The sequence below is a fragment of the Rickettsia monacensis genome, assembly GCF_000499665.2.
Taxonomy (GTDB): domain Bacteria; phylum Pseudomonadota; class Alphaproteobacteria; order Rickettsiales; family Rickettsiaceae; genus Rickettsia; species Rickettsia tamurae.
The window spans coordinates 53,573-74,197 of record NZ_LN794217.1 but is presented as its reverse complement, the minus strand read 5'-3'; the positions used below and the strand labels follow the sequence as shown (position 1 = coordinate 74,197).

The following is a 20,625-nucleotide window of genomic DNA, read 5'->3' as shown; positions in this document are numbered from 1 at the left end:
AAGTTTGTTAACCGTCAAATTATAAATACAAGCAATCCTTGAAAGAAATTTATTATGTCTCTATTATTAAATATAATTCATTAAATTAAATTTAAGGCTAAGTAATCGTGACTGATAAATATTCTTCTAATTTAGTACCGGTAAATATCGAAGATGAGATGAAAGTATCTTATCTTGATTATGCTATGAGTGTTATAGTAAGTAGAGCTATACCGGATGTTCGGGATGGCTTAAAGCCGGTGCATCGCCGAATTATCTATTCCATGCATGAAGCCGGTAATCATGCTAGTAAACCTTATAGAAAATCCGCTAGAATAGTTGGTGACGTGATGGGTAAATACCATCCGCACGGTGATAGTGCTATTTACGATTCGTTAGTACGTATGGCACAAGATTTTTCGCTCCGTTTACCGCTTGTCGACGGGCAGGGTAATTTCGGCTCGATGGACGGTGATGCGGCGGCGGCAATGAGATATACCGAATCTCGAATGGCCAAAGTTTCGCATAAGCTCGTAGAGGATATCGATAAAGAGACCGTCAGCTTTAACCCTAATTATGACGGTTCTGAAGAAGAGCCTTCCGTACTTCCTGCAATGTTTCCTAATTTATTGGTTAACGGTAGCGGAGGTATTGCGGTCGGTATGGCAACTAATATCCCGCCTCATAATCTTGGTGAAGTTATCGATGCGTGCTGTTTATATATAGATAATAACGATATAGAAATTTTAGATTTGCTAGAAGTTGTTAAAGGACCGGATTTTCCTACGGGTTCAATGATTTTAGGTATTAGCGGTATTAGATCGGCATACCTTACCGGTAGAGGCAGTATCATTATGCGAGGTCGGGCGGAGATTGAGAATATCGGTAATAGCCGTCAAGCAATTATTATTACCGAAATACCGTATATGGTAAATAAAGCAAGGCTCGTTGAGAAAATTGCTGAAATGGTTAAAGAGAAACGTATTGAGGGTATAAGCGATTTACGTGACGAATCGAATAAAAACGGTGTAAGGATTTTTATTGAGTTAAAAAAAGACGTAGTTGCTGAAGTAGTCTTAAATCAAATATACGCATGTACGCAGCTACAAACTAGCTTCGGTGTTATTATGCTTGCTCTTAAAGACGGGCTACCGAAAGTGATGAATTTGAAAGAAGTAATCGCAGCTTTCGTTAGTTTTAGGGAAGTGGTAATTACTAACCGTACTATATATTTGCTAAATAAAGCAAGAGATAGAGCACATATTTTACTAGGACTAACTATTGCCGTTAGTAATATCGATGAAATAATACGTATTATTAAAGCTTCAAATGACCCGAATGCAGCTAAACAAGAATTAATGGCTCGCCAGTGGGAAGCATTAAATATACTACCTATTGTAAAGCTGGTTGATGATAAAGCAATGTTAAACGAGCAGGGCAAATGTAGCTTTACCGAAGTGCAAGCTAAGGCAATCTTAGAAATGAGATTGCAGCGCCTGACCGCTATGGAGAAAAACAAGCTTGAAGAGGATTTAAAGAACCTCGCTACGGAAATCACCGAATATCTTAATATACTCGGCTCTCGTACAAGGTTACTTGAGATTTTAAAGGAAGAGCTAATTAAAGTTAAAGAAGAATTTGCGACTCCTCGTCTTACTTTAATTGAATTTGGCGAATTTGATCAAGATATAGAAGATTTAATTCAGCGTGAAGAAATGGTTGTAACCGTAACGCTTGGCGGGTATATCAAGCGTGTACCTCTAAGTAACTATCGTTCACAAAAACGTGGTGGTAAAGGAAGATCAGGGCTTTCAATGCGTGATGAAGATATTACCACGCAAGTTTTTGTCGGTAGTACTCATACGCCAATGTTGTTCTTCTCAAATATCGGTCAGGTTTATAGTTTAAAACTGTATAAATTACCTTTAAGTAATCCGCAAGGTAAAGGAAGACCGATGGTTAATATATTACCGTTGAAAGAAAATGAGTATATTACAAATATCATGCCGCTACCGGAAAATCAGGATGAGTGGGATAATTTAAACATTATGTTCGCAACTGCCAAGGGGAATATCAGAAGAAGCGATTTATTAGATTTCAAAAAGATTCAGTCGAACGGTAAAATTGCTATTAGGCTTGATGAGGACGATAAATTAATAGACGTAAAACCATGTAAAGAAGACGAGCATATTTTACTTGCCACCAAAGTCGGTAAAGCTTTAAGATTCCCTGTTGAATCATTGCGTGTTATTAAGAGCCGTACTTCTGACGGTGTACGAGGTATGAAGCTTGCTAGAGAGGATTCCGTAATTTCTATGACTGTGCTTAAAGGCATTAGCAGTACAAAAGAGGATAGAGATGCTTATTTAACAGTGCCATGGGAAAAAAGGATTGAGATTGCTAGAGGTGAGGCGTTTAACCCCGAAGAGTTAGGCGTAGCTTTGACTGCAGATTCTATTTTAGAAATGGCAAATTTCGAAGAATTCATTTTAACCGTAACTGAGAACGGTTTTGGTAAGAAAAGCTCAGCTTATGGCTATAGAATTACTGACCGTGGCGGTAGCGGCATAATCAATATGGATATTAACGACAAAACCGGTTTAGTTGTCGGTGTTATGCCGGTTAAAATGGATGATGAGTTAATGCTGATTACCAATAGCGGTAAGTTAATTCGCTGTAAACTTGAGTCAGTACGTATTACGGGACGTAACACTAGCGGCGTAATCCTGTTTAAGCTAGATGAGGGGGAAAAAGTCGTATCTGTTTCTCTCATTGCTGAAAGTAGTGAGGGTGAAGAGGATAGTGCAGTGGAAGAAGAAGGTTTAAAGCAATCTGAAGAGGTGTAAGGGCTGTATTCCCGCATAGCTCTTAAAAAGCTCTCGATGTCATTCTTGCGGAAGCATTTTGTGTAGATACCTCTAAGTCGTCATTGCGAGGAGGTATTGTTGCGTGGACCGGTAAAACCCACTGTGTCACCCCGTGGCTTGACCACGGGGGCCATAAAAACCATAAAAAATACTAATAAGTTTAGTATTTTTAACTGGATCCCGTGGTCAAGCCACGGGGGATGACAGAGGTGAAATTGATCCACGCAACAATACCTTGCGAGCAGCCATAGGCTGCGTAGCAATCTCATGAAATAATAACAAACTTCTGAGATTGCGGACGTACAAATTACTTTGTAATTTTCCTTGCAATGACGTTAATTTATTAATTGATCTGCTTTTAGTTAGCAATACCCCCCAAAGAACTTCTAGAAAAGTATTGCAACACTAATTTTTCTCTCTATAAATAATAACTGTATGTTGAATTTATGAATATGCAAATATTAACTTTCCAGTCTTTTTTTACTACTACAACCGGTCCAAGCCGGTAACAATATCTCTATATCTTTCTTTTAATTATATCGATCTATTTAAATTAACTAATTAACCCCGATTATGGATAAGGAATAGAGAGGAAGGAAGGTTGCAAGAGTTCCTTATATAAATAGGGCACTGAAGGAGTAAAATAAAGGTTTAATAACATGTGTAAATATACTACAATATTTTGTATAAGGTAAATTTTATGTTTCGTAAAATGCCACTTATTTTAATGGCTATTATCATAGCTATCATATTGTTAAACCCACTAATGAGTTTAGAAGTAAAAAGGTTATTGTATTCAATAAGTCTATCTATTAAATCTATAATTGGATTATTTCTTCCTTTAATTATTTTTGGCTTACTTTTTAAATCTGTTGTAATGCTAGCCAAAGATGCAACACGTATAGTTTTCTTAATATTATTACTAGTATGTGGGTCTAATTTTTGTTCTACCTTCATAAGTCATTATGTAGGTATATACATATATCAATTCGATTTATCAATGATCTCTCCTATAGAAAGTGATAGCTTAAAGCCTTTATGGTTACTTAATTTTCCTAATATTATTTCTAATGATAAAATCGTATTTAGTAGTATTATCTTAGGCTTTATTTCCTCAAAATTTTGTGCTGAAGTTGCAATTGGATTGGCTTTCAAGATAGAAGTATTTGTTGCAAAAATATTGCGATTGTTTATCTATGTAATCCCCCTTATTTATAATGGGCTTTATCGTAAAACTACAGTTTGATGAAGTATTAGGTATAATTATTAAAGATTATATGTTTATTTTTGTGACAATCGCATTTGCTCAGTTTGGCTATATCTTTCTTGCTTATTTTATTTTAAGTAACTGTCGAGTTAAGGAATTCATAGCTAGCCTTAGTAATATGATGCCAGCGTCTATAAGTGGATTTAGTGCAATGTCTAGTGTTGTAAGTATGCCACTTAGTATAATAGGAGCGGAAAATAATACAAATAATAAAGCACTCGCTCGTACCGTTGTACCAATAACAGTAAATATTCATCTTGTTGGCGATTGTTTCGCCATACCGATTTTGGCTTATGCCATACTAAAGAGTTATGGATTAGCTGAACCTACTTTATTTAATTATCTTATTTTTACTTTTTATTTTGTATTGGCAAAATTTTCAGTAGCAGCCATACCAGGTGGCGGAATTATTGTAATGCTCCCTATACTTGAACAATATCTAGGTTTTAATACTAATATGATGTCGCTGATTACAGCTCTTTATATCTTGTTTGATCCTGTGATCACTTGTGCTAATGTTTTAGGAAATGGTGCTTTTGTTAAACTGATAGATAATATATTAGTGTAACTCAGAAAGCTTAATTTAAGCAAATTTGCATGGATTAAGTCATGTCCCCCCGTGAGCATTAATAAATATTTCAGCAATAGGATGAGGTTTCTTAAAATACTCTAGGTTCTTGCATGCGGGAAATTAAATTATTTGTATTTTTAGATATTTTTTTAATAAGAACGCAAGAACCTAATATCTCTCTTTCTTTTATAAGTAATTGTTGAATTATCTATGATTTAAAAGAGAAAAAGTATATAATCTTTGTGTGGAAAGTTATATATTGGTAATAAATTATGATGTGGTTATTAATTGCGATTGGTTTAACCGTTGCGGTTCTTATTATAGGGGTAGTGTCGATGGCTATCGGAGGAAAGTTTAATAAGAAATTTAGTTCAAAGCTAATGACTTTAAGAGTTTTTTTTCAGGCAGTCGCCATATTTTTATTGATTATAATATATTTTTATAAAGTTAATTTATAAAAAATGCCTGAAAATAACTCAAAAAGCTACTTAATCGATTTCTCTCATTTCTTCACGTAATTCTTCCCATTTGTCTAAAATTTCTTCTAATGTAACTTCTTCGACTTTTTTCTCTTCATCTTCAAAGTCCTTTAAATCTCTAATCAGTTTCTCTAGCTTTAATAATGAAATTTTTTTTTCATTATACTGATCGCTACAATGTTCTTCGAGTTGTTCGGCAATTTCTTCAATATCACCCCAATACATTACTATTCCTCTTTAATTTTATGCAAGCCTTATTTTTAACATGTTATCTGATATTTGTTATTATTTTTTACTAAATATTATTAATTCGACAAATTATTGCAAATAGGTGAGTTTATTATGCAACTATTGCCGGAATTAGGCAGGTTTGCTTTCTTTACATTTTGGTGATTTTATGGTATATTAAAATAAAATATTAAGATTTAATTATGTCAATATTACCGATAGTAACGGCACCTGATGAAAGATTAAAGCAGAAATCTCAGCCGGTTTTAGAGTTTACCGATCAAACACGAAAATTTATGGATGATATGCTTAAAACTATGTACCATGAAGACGGTGCAGGGCTTGCAGCAGTACAAGTAGGGGTATTGAAACGTATTTTAGTAATTGATATAAAAGATCATGATTCGGTAGAAAGACCAAAAGATTTGTATCCGCTTTTTATAGTGAATCCTGAAATAATAGAAAAATCAGAAGAGCTAGTTACGGCTAACGAAGGTTGTATCTCATTACCGGAGCAACGTATTGAGGTGGCAAGACCGGAATCTATAAAGATTAGGTATTTAGACTATCATAATAAGCAACAAGAGCTTGAGGCAAATGATTGGCTTGCAAGAGTTATCCAGCATGAGTATGATCATTTAGAAGGTAAGCTTATGATTGATTATTTAAGTAATTTGAAACGAGATGTAGTACTTCGTAAGCTTAAGAAACTCAAAAATAATATAGTGTGAAAGTAATCTTTATGGGAACGCCTGAATTTGCCGTTCCCGCTCTTAAAAAACTTATAACTCATCATGAAGTTAGAGCTGTTTTTACCCAGCAACCTAAAGCTAAGGGCAGAGGACTTAACTTAGCTAAATCTCCCATACATCAATTAGCATTTGAGCATCAAATTCCTGTTTATACTCCTTCTACTCTTCGTAATGATGAAATAATAAATCGAATTAATAAAGTTAATGCTGATATTATAGTTGTTATTGCATATGGTTTTATTGTGCCGAAAGCTATATTAGAAGCTAAAAAATACGGCTGTCTTAATATCCATCCATCCGATTTGCCTCGCCACAGAGGAGCGGCTCCTCTGCAGCGTACTATTATAGAGGGCGACCGGAAAAGTAGCGTATGTATTATGCGTATGGATGCAGGACTTGATACAGGTGATATATTGATGAAAGAAGATTTTAATTTAGAAGAAAGAACAACATTGGAAGAATTGTATGATAAATGTGCAAATCTCGGAGCGGAGTTATTAATTAAAACACTTGCAAATATCGATAATATAGTACCGATAAAACAGTCAAGCGACGGTATTACGTATGCTCATAAACTAACAAAGGAAGAAGGAAAGATTAATTGGCATGAATCCGCATATAAAATAGATTGTAAAATAAGGGGGATGAATCCTTGGCCCGGAGCATATTTTAGTTATAATGATAAAATAATTAAAATCCTTGAAGCAGAATATTTAAATACGGATCATCACTTTACTTCCGGTACCGTTATTAGCGATAAGCTGGAAATAGCTTGTGGAAGCGGTATATTACGAGTGAAAAAACTTCAGCAAGAGAGTAAAAAAGCTTTGAATACAGAAGAATTTTTACGTGGTACAAATATTTTAAAAGATACAGTATTAAAATAAGAGTATTATTATGGGTAAAGATAAAAAAGAAGTTAGGTTTAATGATAATTTAGACGTTAAGGAGTTTACCTCAAAGTTTGAAAAGAATAGTGATATTTATTCTGTAAAAAGAAAAGTAATTAATATAGTAGATGATGAAGTAGAGGATCAAACTAAGCTACTTATGGAAACTCAATTTCTTGTGAAAAAACTTTACACGGTAAAACATCTCAATATGAAATTAGCGGCTTTATTAACAAAGCCGGCGAACATATAAACGATCCAAAACAAATAAAAGAAATTTCAAAATTATATGCTCATGCCGGATTTGCTGATTTACAGAAAAATGTTTTAGGTAAATTTGATAAGAACGGTAATTTAAGTATAACTAAAGATTTTGAAATTGATGAAAATCTAGTCTTTAGAAAAGATGGTAAATTATTGTTTGTTAAAACTCAAAGCGGTTTGATAAACAGAGAAGGAGAAATGAAAGCAGTAAATCATGTTTTATAAAAAGGCAGGTTCTTTTTTGAAGATTTAGGCGGTAAGGTAGATACAAAATTAGGGACCACAAGTCTAAACAAAAAGCCGGCAAAGCCTACTTTAAAAAGAGGTTAAAATAACTTTAAGCTCCTTCATGAAAAATAAAATTAAAATTATTTGAAATTAGTGTTTGACAAGCTTTAGAAATATAGATATAAAATCTTCACACAAAGTTTGAAACGTAAAACTTTGGAGCTGTTTAAAAAGTTGATAAAGCTAAAAACTAAATACACCGCGATAATAAAAATTTATATCGTGAGTTAGATACTGAAAATAATTGTGAAATTAATTCTGTATGCATCGTGTAATTTCAAGTTAAAAGCGTAAGTAAATATAATAAGAGCATTTGGTGGATGCCTTGGCACTAGAAGGCGATGAAGGACGTAATACGCTGCGATAAGCTTCGGGGAGTTGCGAATAAACTTTGATCCGAAGATTTCCGAATGGGGAAACCCACCTAATTTATTAGGTATTGTATAGTGAATACATAGCTATATGAGGCAAACCCAGCGAACTGAAATATCTAAGTAGCTGGAGGAAAGGACATCAACCGAGACTCCGTTAGTAGTGACGAGCGAACGCGGACCAGGCCAGTGGCTTCAAAAAAATAACTAAAACAACATGGAAAGGTTGACCATAGAGGGTGATAGTCCCGTATAGGTAAAAAGTTTGAAGTCCTTGAGTAAGGCGGGACACGTGAAATCCTGTTTGAACATAGGGGGACCACCCTCTAAGCCTAAGTACTCTCTAGTGACCGATAGTGAACAAGTACCGTGAGGGAAAGGTGAAAAGTACCCCGACAAGGGGAGTGAAATAGTATCTGAAACCAAATGCTTACAAGCAGTCGGAGCAAGCGTATTTATATGTCTTGTGACGGCGTACCTTTTGTATAATGGGTCAGCGACTTAGTTTATCTAGCAAGCTTAAGCCGTTAGGTGTAGGCGTAGCGAAAGCGAGTCTGAATAGGGCGTTTAGTTAGATGAATTAGACCCGAAACCGGGTGATCTAGCCATGGCCAGGTTGAAAGCGGAGTAAAATCCGCTGAAGGACCGAACCCACTACTGTTGAAAAAGTAGGGGATGAGCTGTGGTTAGGGGTGAAAGGCCAATCAAACTCGGATATAGCTGGTTCTCCGCGAAATCTATTTAGGTAGAGCGTTATAGCGATTACCGTCGAAGGTAGAGCACTGAATGAGCTAGGGGGTCCCACAGACTTACCAAACTCAATCAAACTCCGAATGTCGACGAGTACAGCATAGCAGACAGACTATGGGTGCTAAGGTCCATAGTCGAGAGGGAAAAAGCCCAGACCGCCATCTAAGGTCCCTAAATCATGACTAAGTGTTAAAGGATGTGAGAAGACCAAAACAACTAGGATGTTGGCTTAGAAGCAGCCATCATTTAAAGAAAGCGTAATAGCTCACTAGTCTAAATAAGTTTTCTTGCGCTAACAATGTAACGGGGCTCAAGTCATGTACCGAAGATGCGGATTTATGCATTTGGCATAAATGGTAGCGGAGCGTTCCGTAAGCCTGCGAAGGTGAACTGTAAGGTTTGCTGGAGGTATCGGAAGTGAGAATGCTGACATAAGTAGCGATAAAGAATGTGAGAAACATTCTCGCCGAAAGTCCAAGGGTTCTTGCGTAAAGTTAATCTGCGCAAGGTTAGTCGGCCCCTAAGATGAGGCTGAAAGGCGTAATCGATGGGAATCAGGTTAATATTCCTGAACCTGAAGGATATGTGACGAAAATAGTAAATTGTACAGTCTTATTGGATTGATTGTGCAGTGAATATTTCCCAGGAAATAACACCTTCATTATAGACCGTACCCAAAACCGACACAGGTGGACAGGTAGAGTATACCAAGGCGCTTGAGAGAACGATGCTGAAGGAACTAGGCAAATTGCATCTGTAACTTCGGAAGAAAGATGACCTGTATATGGGCAACCATGTGCAGGTGGCACAAGCTAGGGGGTAGCGACTGTTTATTAAAAACACAGGGCTCTGCAAAGTCAATAGACGACGTATAGGGTCTGACGCCTGCCCAGTGCTGGAAGATTAAAAGGAGGGGTGCGAGCTCTGAATTGAAGTCCCAGTGAACGGCGGCCGTAACTATGACGGTCCTAAGGTAGCGAAATTCCTTGTCGGGTAAGTTCCGACCCGCACGAATGGCGTAACGATTTCCCCACTGTCTCCAGTATCGACTCAGCGAAATTGAATTCTCCGTGAAGATGCGGAGTTCCCGCGGTCAGACGGAAAGACCCCGTGAACCTTTACTATAGCTTTGCACTGGTGTTAGGAATCAGATGTGCAGGATAGGTGGGAGACTACGAAGCGAAGGTGTCAGCCTTTGTGGAGTCATCGTTGAGATACCACCCTTTTGGTTCTTGACATCTAACCGAGATCCTTGAATCAGGATCCGAGACAATGCATGGTGGGTAGTTTGACTGGGGCGGTCGCCTCCCAAAGAGTAACGGAGGCGCGCGATGGTTAGCTCAGGTTGGTCGGAAATCAACTTTTAGAGTGCAATGGCATAAGCTAGCCTGACTGCGAGTCTGACAAGACGAGCAGAGACGAAAGTCGGTCATAGTGATCCGGTGGTCCCGAGTGGAAGGGCCATCGCTCAACGAATAAAAGGTACTCCGGGGATAACAGGCTGATGATTTCCAAGCGTCCATAGCGACGAAATCGTTTGGCACCTCGATGTCGGCTCATCACATCCTGGGGCTGGAGAAGGTCCCAAGGGTTCGGCTGTTCGCCGATTAAAGTGGTACGTGAGCTGGGTTTAGAACGTCGTGAGACAGTTCGGTCCCTATCTGCCGTGGGTGTAGGAAGTTTGAGAGGATCTGCCTTTAGTACGAGAGGACCGAGGTGGACGTACCCCTGGTGGACCAGTTGTCATGCCAATGGCACAGCTGGGTAGCTAAGTACGGAAGGGATAACCGCTGAATGCATCTAAGCAGGAAACCCACCTCAAAACTAGACTTCCCCATTAGAGCCGTGGAAGACCACCACGTTGATAGGTCGGGTGTGGAAGCACAGTAATGTGTGTAGCTAACCGATACTAATAGCTCGATTGATTTACTTTGCTGTGAGATTACATATGCATATAGTGTTAATTCTATAAAAATGTAGTATCAACTCACAAAGTTATCAGGTTAAATTAGCTTTATCAATGAATAAAAATGTTGTTGCATGACCAATGTCATACCGTGGTCAAGCCACGGTATCCAGTAAAAATTATTTTGCTGAGTATCGTAGTAAAAGTTAAGATATGATGTTAAGACTTTTTTTGAGTCGTGCAATAACATTAACAGCAAACTATAATACAAGTCTATCTTTTTAAAAGTTTGTATTGCTAGCTTGGTGGTTATAGCATGAGTGAAACACACGATCCCATCCCGAACTCGAACGTGAAACCTCATAGCGCTAATGGTACTATGTCATAAGGCATGGGAGAGTAAGTCGCTGCCAAGCTTGCAATGCAAATTTTTAATTATCTTTCTTTCTCTTTATGTTAGATATTTTATATTCATAATTTTTACCTTTCTCTATATTAGTAATGCTTACGCATTAAAGAATAAACATCAAGAAATAAAAAGCTATTTAAAGAAAAAAATACTGAGCAATTTATTTTAGAGTTACCAAACGGCATAGTAATTAATGAATGTGGAATTTTAACTCAAGAAGGTTATATTCTACAAGATACTCAAACAAGCTTAGGTGATCAACATCGTTTATTAAATAAAAAACGAGATATTAATACAGAAAATCCTTTATATTTTAATGGAAAATTAGCAGTAATTTCATCTTCTGGTTCTGAAAATTGGTATCATTGGCTGCTACAAATTTTGCCTAGATTAATTATATTAAAAGAATCAGATCTTGAATATGACCGTATCTATATTAATAATTTAAAATATTCATGGAAAATTAAGTCATTAGAAATAGTATTAAATTATTTAGATATAGCTAGACCATAGTAAATAGGTACATAAGAATTTGAAGAATTAATTATCTAATAATCATGATAAAACAGCTAAAGAATTAAGTATTATACTAGGTAATAGATTACAAAGAACTAGAATAAATTACTATAGAAAACTACTAGGCTACACTTATAAAAAAAAGTCATCTTCATCCCAAAAGGGATATTGGTTTAAGGAATGAATTTATAGAAAAGATACAGCAAATTTCTAAAGAAACTCTAGTATTCATTGATGAGTCAGGAATAGAAGATAATGTTTGTAGAGAATATGGATGGAGTATAAAAGGTACTAGATGTTATGGAAACAAAGTGTATCAACATAAATCCAGGATCAGTATGATAGCGGGGCTTCGTAATAATCAAATTATAGCGCCAGTAATATTTGAAGGAAATTGTAATAAAGAAATATTTACAACCTATGTAGAGACTATATTAACTAAAGAATTACATCCTGGACAAACAGTAATTATGGATAATATCAACTTCCATAAGAATAATATAATAAGAGAATTAATCGAGTCGGTTGGGTGCAGAATTTTATTCTTACCTACATATAGCCCAGACTTAAATCCTATAGAACATTATTGGTTTAAGATTAAGAACGAAATAAGAAAAGTTACGGGGCAATTCAAAGATATCAGTATGGCTGTAGAACACGTACTAAAGTTTATTTAACTGTACCTATTTCCTATGGTCTAGCTATATATCGGAAGATAAGCTTTTTGTAGTAAATAGTGACTGTATAATTCAAGCTACTAGACTAATTGTTCCATCTATACCGTTTATTCCGGTAAAAGGGTACGCCTTTGCCTTTATGGTTAAAAAAAGATTTAAGAAATATTTTTATTAAAGATAATAGTAAAGCATACGATAAAATATATATTTCTCGTAAATACGCTTCTACCCGAAAAAGAGTTAATGAAGAGGAATTAATAGAAAAAATTGAGAGACTCGGTTTTAAGGTAATATATCTAGAGCTATCCTCCCCGTATGAACAGGCCCAGCTTTTTAATAAAGCAAAAATAATAGTTGGACAGCACGGATCAGGATTTGCTAACCTTATTTGTACAAGTTACGACTTAATCTGACAGAGTTGAGTAATCAGGCAGCTTGATGGGCAATCATCAAATTGTCTGATATTCTCTCTATATTACCAATATTTTTATCTATATTACCAATATTACCAATATTTTTATCTTTAGCAATATAAAGTGAATCTGTAAAAGATTGCATTGGTGTTTTACCAAAGCAATGTTTACCGGAATGAGGTCTTGCATTATTGTAACTCACAAGCCAGTTATCTATATCTGTTTGCAATTCATCAAGTGAATTATAAAATTTTTTGCGGAATAGAATGTGATAGCACTCTTCCTGCATAGTTTTATGGAAACGCTCACAGATACCGTTGGTTTGAGGACTATATGCTTTAGTTTTGGAATGATCGATATTCTCAATGCCAAGATATAGTTGGTAAGCATGGTTTTCTGGTTTTCCACAATATTCCGTACCTCTATCAGTTAATATTCTAAGCAGAGGGATATCATGGTTTGCAAAGAATGGAATAACCTTATCATTTAAGTGGTCTGCAGCTGTAATAGCCGTCTTTTCGGTATAGAGTTTACAAATAGCTACTCCTCAATAGGTATCGACAAAAGTTTGCTGATAAATACGGCCTATGCCTTTAATATTACCAACATAGTAAGTATCTTGTGAACCAAGGTAGCCAGGGTGCATAGTTTCTATTTCACCACTAGCTTCACGTTGGTTTTTAACTTTTTCAAGAACAGCAAGTTGATTATCACTTAAAACAATACCATCATTTGCTACTTTAGTCTCTAGAGCTTTTAGACGTTTTTTGAAACTTTCTAAATCATGACGTAACCACACAGATCTAACTCCGCCACCAGAAATGATTATCCCACTCTTGCGTAATTCATTAGCAGCACGTTCCTGACCAAATGCTGGAAATTCAACAGCTATATTAACTACAGCATCCTCTATATTTGCGGGCACACGATTCTTAATGCAAGCTTTACGTCTAGTCATCTCATATAGAGCTTCCCCCCTCCCCACCTTGATCATGGAGCTCTTTGTAACGATAAAATGTATCCCTGCTATAACCCATTACTTTGCAAGCTTGTGATACATTCCCTAATTGTTCAGCGAGTTTTAATAAACCGATTCTTGGCTTTATGATTTTTTCTTGATATGTTGTCATCTGACAGTCTCCTTTTTAGTAGGTTGTTAAAACTTGCCAGGTACTATCTTATCTTTTTTCTTCGTACCCAACAATCCTTAACTGTCAGATCAATTCTTTACTTTTACAATTAAACTTTGCTTATAAAGTTTTGTAAACATTTTTTCTGAAATAAACTCCTTATCATCATAACACTTACCTTTTAGACCTTTTTGATAACCATTGCTTCAAATGCAATTCTGTCATCAACATTACCTTTGGTAATTTTAACAGCAATAATTTCTCCCTTATCATTGATTATCATATGAAGCTTGAATCCAAAAAACCAATCGACAGAACTACGTCCCCTTTTTGCAAGATTATTAAAAGTTCTGTTAGAATTAATTCTGATATTTTTACATACTGCAAAATGTGTGGAATCTGCATAATAAATTCCCGTTCTTTTCCCACTTAAGTAATGTAACATCACAATCAATGGCAGAAATAATGAAGGAATAAGCTGAACAAATCTCTCATAACAAGGTGGATTCCTGAACAAATTACCATTAATAATAAAGTTTTGGTAATAAGCTTTTAAATGTTTATATGCACTAAAATGGTAAAAATCATTATTGAGAGTTCTTCACTTAAGGAAAGCTTACCTTCTCTAAATCTTTGCTTATTACTTTTCAGCAATTGATGTTTTACCCATTTCTCATAAATTTTACAAAATTTATCTACTATACAAAATATTGTAGTATATTTACACATGTTATTAAACCTTTATTTTACTCCTTCAGTGCCCTATTTATATAAGGTTTAATAACTCTTGCAACCTTCCTTCCTCTCTATTCCTTATCCATAATCGGGGTTAGCTATCTCTTTCTGATTATTAATGCAAACCTTAAAAGACTGGAGGCCTCATGCTTCAACGTAGATACTTTTGTATTTGGATCAATATTTAAAGCAGTTAACATACTATCAACTAAATCATAATCACCTTGACAAATTGCTTTAACTATAGCGGTGTCAGGAGATCTTGCTATTTTATCTACATTGCAGTATGCCATATTGTACACATTAGAAATATTTGTATTTGGATCTTCAATCAAAGCTTTGAATTCTTTGACAAAACTTTCTCTAAAAAATTCATATCTTTTTATTTTATCTATATTATTAAATCCCATATTTTGCTGTTCTTCTATATCTTTACTGCTTAATATCTCATAAAATTTATCTCTAATCAGGTTCTCGTTTATCATAGCATTTCCTTTCGTTATTCAATTAATAGTGTTTTGTATCGTACAGAAAAAATCATTTTATCAACAAATAGTTTATTTATTAGTAAGCAATCAATAAACTAAAATATTATATTAAATATTGTCATATGCTGTTATAATAACTTCTTTAGCTACTAATATTTAAACAATGAAACTATCTGATTTTGACTTTGATTTACCAAGCGAACTTATCTCACAATATCCATCTAATAAACGTGACCACTCGGATTTGCTAATTGCTACCACACCGCTTATTAAAACCAAATTCTATAACATAATAAATTACTTAAAAGAAGGTGATTTATTAGTCTTTAATAATAGCAAAGTGATTAAAGCAAAGTTACATTTAGGGAAGAATATTACAATAAATTTGAATCAAAAATTACCTGATAATTGTTGGTCGGCTTTTGCAAAGCCTGCTCGAAAACTTAATATAGGCGATGAATTTTATTTTGATAATCATAAGGTAATTATTACCGCAAAACTTGCGATGGGCGAGATTAAAGTAAAATTCGAGCTTGATAATATTTCTGTATTTGAATTCCTAGATAAATACGGCGAGATGCCGCTGCCGGTTTATATTAGGCGTTCACACTCATTATGTCATACCGTGGCTACGACCACGGGATCCAAAAAATTTTTAAATAATGACTGGATACCGTGGTCAAGCCACGGGATGACAAACACTCAAAACGACAACGAACGCTATCAAACAATCTATAGTCAAATAGAAGGTTCAGTTGCAGCACCGACGGCAGGCTTGCATTTTACAAAGGATATACTTGATAAGATTAAGGCAGAAGGTATACAAACTACATTTTTAACATTACATGTGGGAGCAGGAACTTTTTTACCTGTAAAAACCGAAAATATTCATGAGCATAAAATGCATACCGAATATTGCTCTATCACTCCTGAAACTGCTGAAATCATCAATAAAGCAAAGCAAGAAGGGAGACGTATTATCGCAGTCGGCACTACAACACTTAGAACACTTGAGAGTTCTTGCAATAAAGGCACTGTAAAAGCCGGTGATTTTGAAACCGATATTTTCATAACCCCAGGCTTTAAATTCCAAACGGCAGATATGCTACTTACTAATTTCCATTTTCCTAAATCTACTTTATTTATGCTTATATGTGCTTTTGCCGGATTTAAAGAGATGCATGAATTATATAAATATGCTATAAAAGAAAAAATGTGTTTTTTTAGCTACGGAGATGCAACCTTGTTGTACAGGAAGATATGAATAGCATAATAGAATATTCCTTTTTAACAAATCTTACTAAACTACCCTTTATAGAAGAAGTTTGGCTTTTTGGGTCCCCCCACGCCGGGGCGCGGTGATAATCGTGAACGTTCTGATATTGATATCGCCATCCTCTGCCCTAATGCAAATGAAGATGATTGGCAGCAAGTTTTAGAAATAATATATGATGCAGATACACTTTTAAAAATAGATTGTGTACGATTTGATACATTAAATGATGATGATAAATTTAAACAAAATATCATTAATTTTAAAAAAATTCTTTATAAAAAAGGAGAAGCTCTAATGGAAAAAATATTGTGGCAAGATTATTTTAAAACACTAGGACAAGCTATACAACGCTTACACGAGGTTATATAAAGTAGATAAAGATCCTGTTCTTTTAGATGCTGCTATTCAGCTATTTGAATTCGTAATAGAACTATTTTGGAAAGTACTAAAGAAATACTAACCCATGAAAAATTGATAGTACTACTCCAAAAGATGTTCTAAGTAAAGCTTTTCAATTTAGTATGATTGATGATGAAAAAATGTGGCTTGGAATGCTTGATGATCGCAATAATACTTCTCATGTTTATAAATATGAAGATGCAAAACGAGTTTTTGAAAATATTAAATTATACCTACCGATTTTAGAAAAAACATATAATAAATTAGATAAAAAATATTTTGGATGATAAAATCCTCTACTTCATTAGTACAATATATTTCAGAAAGCTTTAGACAAGACGAATTTAAAGGCGAGTCTGCGCAGCGTAGAAAACTACGTGAGCACAGACGAGACCTGCAAAATTCGCTTGTATCAAGCTTTCTGAAATATATTGTACTAGATGCAAAACAAGCTGCTTTACTAGAAGAATTAAAACAACTGGCAACAGAACTTAATAAGCCAAAAAGTTTATTTAAATTCTTTAACCAAAATAATTTAAAAAGCGGAATTTATTTATACGGTCCGGTGGGCAGCGGTAAAACTATGCTCATGAATTCTTTTTTTGAAGAATTAACCACACCTAAAATAATAATACACTATCAGAACTTTATGCAGGAAATTCATAAATCTATGCATAAATTACAAACAGAAAATCAGAAAGATATCATTCCTAAAATTGCTAAAAACTATGCTAAACAAACTAAAGTGTTATGTATAGATGAGTTTGAAATTAAAGACATTACCGATGCAATGATAATCGGTAGATTATTTGATGAATTAATAAAGCAAAATATTTTTATTTTTATAACCTCTAACACGAGTCCCAATAATCTTTACAAAGACGGGTTACAACGAGAATCTTTCTTACCTTTTATAAAGATAATCAATAATACATTTTACGTTAAATATCTAGATAATCACCATGATTATCGATTTGATAAAGCGTTAGGAGTTAAAGGAGAAAGGATAATTTATCCCTTAACTTTAGAAAACCAAAACAAACTTGAAAAAATTATCACGGAGATTAGTGATAATAATCTTGTTTCTCAAAATATACAGGTTCTAGGTAGAGAAATATCGTTTCAAAAAGTGCATAAAAGAATATTAGTAACAGATTATAATGAATTATTTGCAAGAGACTTAAGCTATATCGATTATGTTAATATTTGCCAAAATTTCAACGTTATTATAGTGGGGAACGTTCATACTATCGATGCTAACGATACAAATACAGCCGTTAGACTTATCAACTTTATCGATAATGCCTATTTCTATAAAATACTCTTATTTATGAGCTTAGAAGATAACCCAAATCAAATATATCAAGGTTCAGCACGAGCCGCAGAATTTAAACGCACTATTTCAAGACTAAATGAAATGAATAGCGAATCTTATTTATTAACTAACCCCGATTATGGATAAGAAATACATGGTTTATTAGGTTTAAGTTGGTAAGCAATAAGAGCAGAGAATAGAGAAGTAAAGAAATTAATAGGTGATCGATGTCTGGAAGGAGTAATATTAAAATGTACAAGTTACGACTTAATCTGACAGAGTTGAGTAATCAGGCAGCTTGATGGGCAATCATCAAATTGTCTGATATTCTCTCTATATTACCAATATTTTTATCTATATTACCAATATTACCAATATTTTTATCTTTAGCAATATAAAGTGAATCTGTAAAAGATTGCATTGGTGTTTTACCAAAGCAATGTTTACCGGAATGAGGTCTTGCATTATTGTAACTCACAAGCCAGTTATCTATATCTGTTTGCAATTCATCAAGTGAATTATAAAATTTTTTGCGGAATAGAATGTGATAGCACTCTTCCTGCATAGTTTTATGGAAACGCTCACAGATACCGTTGGTTTGAGGACTATATGCTTTAGTTTTGGAATGATCGATATTCTCAATGCCAAGATATAGTTGGTAAGCATGGTTTTCTGGTTTTCCACAATATTCCGTACCTCTATCAGTTAATATTCTAAGCAGAGGGATATCATGGTTTGCAAAGAATGGAATAACCTTATCATTTAAGTGGTCTGCAGCTGTAATAGCCGTCTTTTCGGTATAGAGTTTACAAATAGCTACTCCTCAATAGGTATCGACAAAAGTTTGCTGATAAATACGGCCTATGCCTTTAATATTACCAACATAGTAAGTATCTTGTGAACCAAGGTAGCCAGGGTGCATAGTTTCTATTTCACCACTAGCTTCACGTTGGTTTTTAACTTTTTCAAGAACAGCAAGTTGATTATCACTTAAAACAATACCATCATTTGCTACTTTAGTCTCTAGAGCTTTTAGACGTTTTTTGAAACTTTCTAAATCATGACGTAACCACACAGATCTAACTCCGCCACCAGAAATGATTATCCCACTCTTGCGTAATTCATTAGCAGCACGTTCCTGACCAAATGCTGGAAATTCAACAGCTATATTAACTACAGCATCCTCTATATTTGCGGGCACACGATTCTTAATGCAAGCTTTACGTCTAGTCATCTCATATAGAGCTTCCCCCTCCCCACCTTGATCATGGAGCTCTTTGTAACGATAAAATGTATCCCTGCTATAACCCATTACTTTGCAAGCTTGTGATACATTCCCTAATTGTTCAGCGAGTTTTAATAAACCGATTCTTGGCTTTATGATTTTTTCTTGATATGTTGTCATCTGACAGTCTCCTTTTTAGTAGGTTGTTAAAACTTGCCAGGTACTATCTTATCTTTTTTCTTCGTACCCAACAATCCTTAACTGTCAGATCAATTCTTTACTTTTACAATTAAACCTTGCTTATAAAGTTTTGTAAACATTTTTTCTGAAATAAACTCCTTATCATCATAACACTTACCTTTTAGACCTTTTTTGATAACCATTGCTTCAAATGCAATTCTGTCATCAACATTACCTTTGGTAATTTTAACAGCAATAATTTCTCCCTTATCATTGATTATCATATGAAGCTTGAATCCAAAAAACCAATCGACAGAACTACGTCCCATTTTTGCAAGATTATTAAAAGTTCTGTTAGAATTAATTCTGATATTTTTACATACTGCAAAATGTGTGGAATCTGCATAATAAATTCCCGTTCTTTTCCCACTTAAGTAATGTAACATCACAATCAATGGCAGAAATAATGAAGGAATAAGCTGAACAAATCTCTCATAACAAGGTGGATTCCTGAACAAATTACCATTAATAATAAAGTTTTGGTAATAAGCTTTTAAATGTTTATATGCACTAAAATGGTAAAAATCATTATTGAGAGTTCTTCACTTAAGGAAAGCTTACCTTCTCTAAATCTTTGCTTATTACTTTTCAGCAATTGATGTTTTACCCATTTCTCATAAATTTTACAAAATTTATCTACTATACAAAATATTGTAGTATATTTACACATGTTATTAAACCTTTATTTTACTCCTTCAGTGCCCTATTTATATAAGGTTTAATAACTCTTGCAACCTTCCTTCCTCTCTATTCCTTATCCATAATCGGGGTTAAGTAATACATCGATTCTACTCGATGAACTTGAAAAATTGGCTGAGTCGTCTTTGTAAGCCCTCGGATGCTCACGTACTTCTGTATGCTCCGCTCCTCGGCTTACAGACTCCTCGCTCTTTTCCAAGTTAATCTTCGTATAACTCGTTTTGCAGCAAGATTTTTGAAGTAAATCAATATCATTAGCAGTATAATATTTTCTATTATTTATTTTATAATTAGATAAATCAGGGATTTTTGTCTCTAGATATCTTAATTGATGTAAAGCAATATTTAAATGCTTAATCACTTCACTAGCAGAATAATATTTTTTTGTTAGACTTTTTGCATAACTTGCTTCTAAAGGTAATTTGTACGTCAATCCGGTACTCGCATCCTCACGTACTAAAGTGTACGCTGCGGTGCTACGTTCTGTGTTT

At 34.6% G+C, this 20,625-nt stretch carries 16 protein-coding genes, 2 rRNA genes and 8 pseudogenes; 18 read left to right on the top strand and 8 right to left on the bottom strand.

From position 1 onward, the window contains the following. The first annotated feature begins 107 nt into the window (after nt 1-107). Nucleotides 108-2,825: a DNA topoisomerase (ATP-hydrolyzing) subunit A gene (gyrA, locus tag RMONA_RS00350; protein ID WP_023507126.1), complete on the top strand. Its 2,718-nt coding sequence runs from the start codon at nt 108-110 to the stop codon at nt 2,823-2,825. 87 nt (nt 2,826-2,912) lie between these two features. Further along, nucleotides 2,913-3,088, top strand: a pseudogene (locus RMONA_RS08975) (tRNA lysidine(34) synthetase TilS); the annotation flags it as partial. Between the two features lie 430 nt (nt 3,089-3,518). Here the strand turns inward: RMONA_RS08975 and RMONA_RS09745 are convergent. Continuing rightward, nucleotides 3,519-3,803 (bottom strand): hypothetical protein, encoded by a 285-nt coding sequence (locus RMONA_RS09745; RefSeq protein WP_096000993.1) that lies wholly within the window; start codon nt 3,801-3,803, stop codon nt 3,519-3,521. 43 nt (nt 3,804-3,846) lie between these two features. On the opposite strand from RMONA_RS09745, the gene RMONA_RS09740 reads away from it, so the two are divergent. The 3 genes from RMONA_RS09740 to RMONA_RS00325 all read left to right on the top strand — a co-directional run bounded on the left by RMONA_RS09740 (nt 3,847) and on the right by RMONA_RS00325 (nt 5,142). Beyond that, on the top strand, nt 3,847-4,092 hold the full coding sequence (locus RMONA_RS09740) for a hypothetical protein (RefSeq protein WP_037230851.1): 246 nt from the start codon (nt 3,847-3,849) through the stop codon (nt 4,090-4,092). After that, a complete protein-coding gene (locus RMONA_RS09735) occupies nt 4,064-4,681 on the top strand; it encodes a cation:dicarboxylate symporter family transporter (RefSeq protein ID WP_023507124.1) in 618 nt (205 codons plus the stop codon). Before RMONA_RS09740 ends, RMONA_RS09735 begins: the two co-directional genes overlap by 29 nt. A gap of 275 nt (nt 4,682-4,956) precedes the next feature. Next, the gene (locus RMONA_RS00325; RefSeq protein WP_008580611.1) at nt 4,957-5,142 is read left to right on the top strand and encodes a twin transmembrane helix small protein; all 186 of its coding nucleotides are present in this window, start codon (nt 4,957-4,959) and stop codon (nt 5,140-5,142) included. Between the two features lie 30 nt (nt 5,143-5,172). On the opposite strand, the gene iscX is transcribed toward RMONA_RS00325, so the two are convergent. Next, nucleotides 5,173-5,388, bottom strand: coding sequence for a Fe-S cluster assembly protein IscX (iscX, locus tag RMONA_RS00320; RefSeq protein WP_023507123.1), 216 nt, complete (start codon nt 5,386-5,388; stop codon nt 5,173-5,175). A gap of 206 nt (nt 5,389-5,594) precedes the next feature. Between iscX and def the strand changes: the two genes are divergently transcribed. The 9 genes and pseudogenes from def to RMONA_RS00280 form a co-directional block, all read left to right on the top strand. Beyond that, nucleotides 5,595-6,122 carry a peptide deformylase gene (gene def, locus RMONA_RS00315; RefSeq protein ID WP_023507122.1) on the top strand — a complete coding sequence of 176 codons (528 nt, stop codon included), beginning with the start codon at nt 5,595-5,597 and terminating at the stop codon, nt 6,120-6,122. After that, complete coding sequence (gene fmt / locus RMONA_RS00310) at nt 6,119-7,030, top strand: methionyl-tRNA formyltransferase (RefSeq protein ID WP_037230843.1); 912 nt, start codon at nt 6,119-6,121, stop codon at nt 7,028-7,030. Before def ends, fmt begins: the two co-directional genes overlap by 4 nt. 10 nt (nt 7,031-7,040) lie before the next feature. Then, nucleotides 7,041-7,286, top strand: coding sequence for a hypothetical protein (locus RMONA_RS00305; protein ID WP_023507120.1), 246 nt, complete (start codon nt 7,041-7,043; stop codon nt 7,284-7,286). Beyond that, nucleotides 7,205-7,627, top strand: a pseudogene (locus RMONA_RS07590) (hypothetical protein). The gene RMONA_RS00305 and the pseudogene RMONA_RS07590 overlap by 82 nt, the downstream one beginning before the upstream one ends. A gap of 250 nt (nt 7,628-7,877) precedes the next feature. Next, nucleotides 7,878-10,640: ribosomal RNA gene (locus RMONA_RS00300) — 23S ribosomal RNA — on the top strand. A gap of 273 nt (nt 10,641-10,913) precedes the next feature. Further along, a 5S ribosomal RNA gene (gene rrf, locus RMONA_RS00295) occupies nt 10,914-11,028 on the top strand. A 374-nt stretch (nt 11,029-11,402) separates the two neighbouring features. Further along, nucleotides 11,403-11,522, top strand: a pseudogene (locus RMONA_RS07585) (glycosyltransferase family 61 protein); the annotation flags it as partial. Nucleotides 11,523-11,549: 27 nt separating this feature from the next. After that, nucleotides 11,550-12,214: pseudogene (locus RMONA_RS00285) on the top strand (IS630 family transposase); the annotation flags it as partial. A 28-nt stretch (nt 12,215-12,242) separates the two neighbouring features. Continuing rightward, nucleotides 12,243-12,603 (top strand): annotated as a pseudogene (locus tag RMONA_RS00280) (glycosyltransferase family 61 protein); the annotation flags it as partial. A gap of 37 nt (nt 12,604-12,640) precedes the next feature. Here the strand turns inward: RMONA_RS00280 and RMONA_RS00275 are convergent. The 3 genes and pseudogenes from RMONA_RS00275 to RMONA_RS00265 form a co-directional block, all read right to left on the bottom strand. After that, nucleotides 12,641-13,757: pseudogene (locus RMONA_RS00275) on the bottom strand (IS481 family transposase). 181 nt (nt 13,758-13,938) lie between these two features. Beyond that, on the bottom strand, nt 13,939-14,202 hold the full coding sequence (locus RMONA_RS00270) for a transposase (RefSeq protein WP_046058374.1): 264 nt from the start codon (nt 14,200-14,202) through the stop codon (nt 13,939-13,941). Nucleotides 14,203-14,590: 388 nt separating this feature from the next. After that, nucleotides 14,591-14,977 (bottom strand): hypothetical protein, encoded by a 387-nt coding sequence (locus RMONA_RS00265; protein WP_023507118.1) that lies wholly within the window; start codon nt 14,975-14,977, stop codon nt 14,591-14,593. A 166-nt stretch (nt 14,978-15,143) separates the two neighbouring features. On the opposite strand from RMONA_RS00265, the gene queA reads away from it, so the two are divergent. The 4 genes from queA to zapE all read left to right on the top strand — a co-directional run bounded on the left by queA (nt 15,144) and on the right by zapE (nt 18,117). Further along, nucleotides 15,144-16,244: a tRNA preQ1(34) S-adenosylmethionine ribosyltransferase-isomerase QueA gene (gene queA / locus RMONA_RS00260; protein ID WP_023507117.1), complete on the top strand. Its 1,101-nt coding sequence runs from the start codon at nt 15,144-15,146 to the stop codon at nt 16,242-16,244. A 69-nt stretch (nt 16,245-16,313) separates the two neighbouring features. Next, nucleotides 16,314-16,625, top strand: a complete 312-nt coding sequence (locus RMONA_RS00255; RefSeq protein WP_023507116.1) for a nucleotidyltransferase domain-containing protein — start codon at nt 16,314-16,316, stop codon at nt 16,623-16,625. 152 nt (nt 16,626-16,777) lie between these two features. After that, nucleotides 16,778-16,942, top strand: coding sequence for a nucleotidyltransferase substrate binding protein (locus RMONA_RS07580; protein WP_023507115.1), 165 nt, complete (start codon nt 16,778-16,780; stop codon nt 16,940-16,942). Further along, nucleotides 16,939-18,117, top strand: a complete 1,179-nt coding sequence (gene zapE / locus RMONA_RS00250) for a cell division protein ZapE (RefSeq protein ID WP_023507114.1) — start codon at nt 16,939-16,941, stop codon at nt 18,115-18,117. The genes RMONA_RS07580 and zapE overlap by 4 nt, the downstream gene beginning before the upstream one ends. A gap of 142 nt (nt 18,118-18,259) precedes the next feature. Here the strand turns inward: zapE and RMONA_RS00245 are convergent. From RMONA_RS00245 to RMONA_RS11340, 3 genes and pseudogenes are all read right to left on the bottom strand, one after another. Next, nucleotides 18,260-19,375: pseudogene (locus RMONA_RS00245) on the bottom strand (IS481 family transposase). 89 nt (nt 19,376-19,464) lie between these two features. Continuing rightward, nucleotides 19,465-19,821, bottom strand: a complete 357-nt coding sequence (locus RMONA_RS07240) for a transposase (RefSeq protein ID WP_052701310.1) — start codon at nt 19,819-19,821, stop codon at nt 19,465-19,467. A 533-nt stretch (nt 19,822-20,354) separates the two neighbouring features. Beyond that, nucleotides 20,355-20,567: pseudogene (locus tag RMONA_RS11340) on the bottom strand (MerR family transcriptional regulator); the annotation flags it as partial. Nucleotides 20,568-20,625: the final 58 nt, after the last annotated feature.